At 66.4% G+C, this 4,979-nt stretch carries 4 protein-coding genes; all 4 read right to left on the bottom strand.

Annotated features, from left to right (window positions below; all coding sequences use genetic code 11):
* A partial coding sequence (locus tag LW840_RS09640) for a hypothetical protein (RefSeq protein ID WP_291276891.1) occupies positions 1 to 506 on the bottom strand: 506 nt, incomplete at its 3' end.
* Positions 481 to 1,692: a glycosyltransferase family 4 protein gene (locus tag LW840_RS09635; RefSeq protein WP_291276890.1), complete on the bottom strand. Its 1,212-nt coding sequence runs from the start codon at positions 1,690 to 1,692 to the stop codon at positions 481 to 483. The genes LW840_RS09635 and LW840_RS09640, both read right to left, overlap by 26 nt.
* Positions 1,693 to 1,709: 17 nt before the next feature.
* Positions 1,710 to 2,870 (bottom strand): glycosyltransferase family 4 protein, encoded by a 1,161-nt coding sequence (locus tag LW840_RS09630; RefSeq protein ID WP_291276889.1) that lies wholly within the window; start codon positions 2,868 to 2,870, stop codon positions 1,710 to 1,712.
* The gene (locus tag LW840_RS09625; protein ID WP_291276888.1) at positions 2,867 to 4,819 is read right to left on the bottom strand and encodes an ABC transporter ATP-binding protein; all 1,953 of its coding nucleotides are present in this window, start codon (positions 4,817 to 4,819) and stop codon (positions 2,867 to 2,869) included. Before LW840_RS09625 ends, LW840_RS09630 begins: the two co-directional genes overlap by 4 nt.
* Positions 4,820 to 4,979 lie beyond the last annotated feature (160 nt).

The following is a 4,979-nucleotide window of genomic DNA, read 5'->3' as shown; positions in this document are numbered from 1 at the left end:
CTTTGTGGTGCGACGGCAAGGGCGAGCACGCCGAAGCTGGGTTCAGCCACCGGCCCCGTTTGGGAGGGAGCCGCGCGTCGAAACCAGACACTGAAAACGGCGCGCGTGACGGCACGCAGCTTTGCCAGCACCCGCCGATCGCCCAGCAGTTGCGGGTTCCTGGCGAGCGCCAGCAACAGGGTACCGGCATACGCCTTCACAAAGCCGGAGGTAGCGCCGTGATAGCGCCCGCCAATCACGAATCCGGCCAGCCCATTCCCGTTGCCCACCACAGCCGCCCGAAAGGCACGGGCCGTGGCCCCGCAGCGCAGCTGCCACGCGTAGTAGGCACGCACCACGTCAACACCCAGGCGGCTCATCAGCTGCTCGGGGAAGGCGCTGATGTGCAGCTGTGCTACGGCCTCCAGGTCGGACTCCTGCATGAGACGCACGGCCATGGTGGCATTGGTGGGCTCCATCTGCTGCATACCGTCGCCACCCTCAGCGCGCCAACGGGGAGAGGCCAAGCTCGCCATAAAACTGCTCCCACCGGTCGATCTGTTGCTCGATACGGAAGGTGCCGGCGACGCGTTCCCTTCCCTGTTGGCCCATGCGGCTGCGACGGGGGGCATCACGCAGCAGTTCCTCCATGGCGTCGGCCAGGGCAGGCGCGCTGTACGTGGGCACCACCAGCCCGGTCTCCCCGTGCGCCACGTTCTCAGCCAGACCGTCGGCGTTTGTCACTACCACGGGGCACCCCACCGCCTGCGCCTCGAGGACCGCATTGCAGAACCCCTCCGACACCGCCGCGTGCAGAAAGAGATCGGCGGCGCGGAGTTCCTCGCGTACTGCTTCGCGGTCACGCTTGCCCAGCAACGTGACCCGGTCGGCCAGCCCGGCCTGATCCACCGCCACGTTGATGGCGAGCACGTGGCCGCCGTCTCCAACAATGCGATACTCCACATCGCAGCCGCGTGCGACCAACTGGCGAACCGCTTCAATGGCATGCTCGTAGCCTTTCTTCCACTCGAGGCGCCCCACGGACAGAATGCGCAGCCGACGCGCGCCTCCATTCACCGGGCGCACTTCATTGCCCGGGCAAAAGAAGTCGACGTCGATGGCGGGCGGGATGACGGCAAAGCGCGCATTGAGGGGGCAGCCGCGGGCGATGGCGCGCCTCTTGAGATCTTCGCCAAGCACGTGCACACCCTGTGCATCACGGCATGCGTCGCCGTAAATGGCCCCGTCGCGCAACCGATGGAAGTTCACGTCGTAGCCGCGAAAGCTGAGCGAGTACGGCATATCGTTGGCCACCAGCGTGTGCGTGCGCCCAAGGGCCAGGGTGCCGAACTCGAAGTGCACGAGCGAGGGCGCAAGTTGCACCAGCGGACTGTCGAGAATGCAGCTCGTGGGCGCACCCGGCCTCGCTGTCCGCAGTGCCCGACGCCAATGACTGGCCGTGCGCCACGGCGATGCGACCGCCGCGCCGGCTACCGCAGAGGCGGCGCGCAGGGCCCCCACGGGCGAGCGTTCGAGCCGCGGCTCGGCATGCACGCGCCCCTCCGCAAACATGCGCTGAATGGCCGGGCCGAAGGGGGAGGTATTTGCCGGCAGCAAGTCGCGGCAGACCACATGCACATCCCACCCACGCTCCAGCAGCCCCGCCACCTTCGAGGCAATGAACGTCTCGGAGAGCTGCGGAAACGCGGGCACTACCAGCACGAGCCGACTCACCGTGTTGCCGCCGCTTCTTCGTAGAAGCGCATCCAGCTCTTCGCCTGCTGAGCCAGCGAGAACTCCCGCTCGACACGCTCCCGTGCGGCCTTGCCCATGCGACCAGCAAGTGCGCGGTCGCCCGCCAGGCGCACGATGGCCTGTGCCATGGCCGACGCGTCGCGCACAGGCACCACCAACCCCTCGACCCCATCGGTCACGGCTTCACGCATGCCGCCGGCCTCGGTCACGATCACGGGCAGGCCGCTGGCCATGCCTTCCAGCACAGCGTTCGCAATGCCTTCGTCGATGCTGGGCAGGAGCAGGGCGTCACTGCGGGAAAGCATTGCCGCCACCTCAGTGGGCGACTTTGCACCCACCAGCGTAACGACCGCGTCCAATCCGAATTCGCGAATGGCGAACTCCAACCGTTCGCGTTCGTCGCCGTCTCCCACGATGACGTACCGCACATCCACCCCAGCCCGAACCGCCTGCGCGACGGCCGTGATGGAGAACTCATGACCCTTGTGCCATCGCAAAGCGCCCACGGATATCAGGCGAAGCGTATCGTTGCGCGGCAGCTGATCGCGCGATGTGTACCCTTCCGGATCGACAGCTGGCCGGATGACTCGTGCCTTCGAAGTATCGAGACCGAACGCCGTCGCCGCCCGAACGATGTCCGCCGAAACACCGTGTACGAGCCGTGCGGCCGCAAGCGTGGTGGCCAGCGGCTCCGCCAACGATGGCCGGCGTGGATCCTTGGTTGCGATCTTGACCTGCGATCCGCGCAAGCTCACCGTCATGACCGCGCGGGGTATGCTCCACAAAGATCGAAAGTCGCTGGCACTCAGCACCCATTCGAAGTGCACAACACTCACCCCCGCGAGTGCGCGCCTCGTGCACCATTGTGCGACCAACTTGCGAGTACCAGACAGGTGATCCGAACGCACCACCGTGGCCCTGCCTGCCAGCGCGCGTACATACGCCAGACCACGCCGCCGCACATCACCTCGCGTTGCCGACAGGAGCGGCCGCCACTCCACGCCATCTCGGCGAAAAGCACGATTTACGCTGCGCGAATAAACCATCAATACGAAACCTTCTCTGGCGAGCCGCGTGAACTTGCGGTCGAGAAAGGTCTCCGGAGGGTACCGGACATCGACAATGGCCACCTTCACGAGCCGGCCTCGCTGGCGACGGGTGCTCCATCCAGTTCGCCAACCGACTGCGGCGCTGCCGACATGGCGGCGGCGGTGGTGAGTTGCCGAAACAGGGTACTGCGCTGCTCCAGCTCCTCCCAGGTGCCAATCTCCGCCACGCGCCCCTCGTTAAGCAGCAAGAGCTGGTCGCAGTGCCGAATGGTGGCCAGCCTGTGGGCAATGACCAGCAGCGTCTGGTCACGCCGTTGCTGCTGAATGGCGGCCATTACCAGCTGTTCGGTCACGCCATCGAGAGCGCTGGTCGCTTCATCGAGAATGAGCAGTGGCGGGTGCCGGTACAGGGCCCGCGCAATGCCAATGCGCTGCCGCTGGCCGCCACTCAGGCGCACGCCACGTTCGCCCACGATCGTGTCCAACCCCTGTGGTAGCGTGTTCAGCAGCTCCTGCAACTGCGCCAGCCTGGACACCTCGAGGGCGCGAGCACGGTCGGCAACGTGTGGTGGCTCACCAAAGGCAATGTTGGCCAGCAGGGATTCGTCGGACAGAAACACCGCCTGCGATACGTATCCCACCTGCGGGCGCCAAGCTCTGATGTTGTGTAGCCCCAACGGTTGGTCGTCCACGCTCACCACGCCGCGCTCCGGCCATTGCAGGCCAAGCAGCACATCGGCCAGCGTGCTTTTCCCTGACCCAGATGAACCGATCACCCCCAGCGAGGTTCCCCTGGGAATGCGGAAGGTCACGCCATCCAACGCCGGCTTCTGCTGCCCGTCGTACCGGAAGCACAGATCGCGTACCGCCACTTCGCGTTCAAATGGCAGTGCCTCCGGCGGTTCCTGTTCGTGCTGCTGCGCCTCGGCGCCCTCCTCAAGCGCGGCAAGCACTTCGTCGATGGTCGAACGATTGGTGCGGTACGCGGTGACGGCGCCGAATACGTTCTGCATGGCCGGCAGCAGGCGTATGCCGGCAAAGAGGTACAGGCTGAGCGTAGGGAGCAGCGACGCCGGTGCCTGGCCACCCGACCGCACCACCAGCAGCGCCACGATCATGCTGCCAACCAGCAGCACCTCCACCAGATAGCGCGGCACCAGCGGCAGGGAGTTCGACAGCACGACGCCACTACGGATAACGCCATCTAACTCGCTGAAGCGCGCCAACGGGAGCTCCTCCTGCTGCAGCACCTTGAGCTCACGAATGCCGGAAAGCGCCTCGCTGGCCACCTTGTTGCGCACGCGATTGGCCTTGAGGCGTTCTTCGCCGGACACGGCGGTGCGTCGCTTGGCGGCCGCGTGCGTAACGGCAAAGACGCCCCCAATGACGGTAAGCAGGATGCTGGACACGAGCAGGTTGCTGGCCAGCAGCAGCGTTACCACCGCGATTACCACGAGCGACTGACCGGCGAGCGTGAGCAACGGCCCCACCACGCCGGCCCCCACCTGCTGGCTCTCCTGCATGACGGTGCGGTGCACCTGCGCCGAATGGACGGTGGTGTGATAGGCGTACGGTCTGGCGAGATAGCCGCGCAGCAGGCACCGCGAGAGGTGCAGCACCACGTCCCAGCTGTAGGCGGTGGACTGTCGCGCCGCGAGCACGGCCAGCACGTTGCCCAGCGCCAGTGAACCGACCACGCACACCCCCAGCGCGGTGGTGAAAGCCATGGCCGACGTGAACCCGCCAGCGCGATAGAGCCACGCCAGCGCACCCACCTCCTGAATGACCGCCGGGTCGGTGGCCACCTTGAGAAACGGTGCGACCGCGCCAACACCCACCAGCTCGAAGGCGCTGCGCACCACGAGCAGCGCCAGCATCCCCCACAGCCGCTTGCGTCCCGGGGGCAGTACCTTGGCGAGACGCGCCAGTTCGGCGCGCACCCCAACCCTCTGGTCGCCCTGCGTGTGTGCGGACAGATTTCCGGTGGTCACGCTGAGGCCCGTCCGTGCGCCGTTCTCATTTGTGAGTGCTCTCATGCCCCCGCTGGAAGCTCCGGTCCGCCCCACCTTCCTCCCCTTCTCCCCGCCGTCGGTCGGCCCGGAAGAGATTGCCGAGGTGGTCGCCGCCCTGCAGTCGGACTGGATCACCACCGGGCCCCGTACGCAGGAGTTTGCGCGCACCTTCGCCGACAGCGTG

This window comes from Gemmatimonas sp. (assembly GCF_021298855.1).
Lineage (GTDB): Bacteria > Gemmatimonadota > Gemmatimonadetes > Gemmatimonadales > Gemmatimonadaceae > Gemmatimonas.
Note: the sequence above shows the minus strand (reverse complement) of the source record. Positions and strands in the feature narration are given on the sequence as shown.

Excerpts from the sequence above, each read along its gene's own strand:
- LW840_RS09625 (WP_291276888.1), bottom strand. The coding sequence starts at position 4,819 with ATGAGAGCACTCACAAATGAGAACGGCGCACGGACGGGCCTCAGCGTG.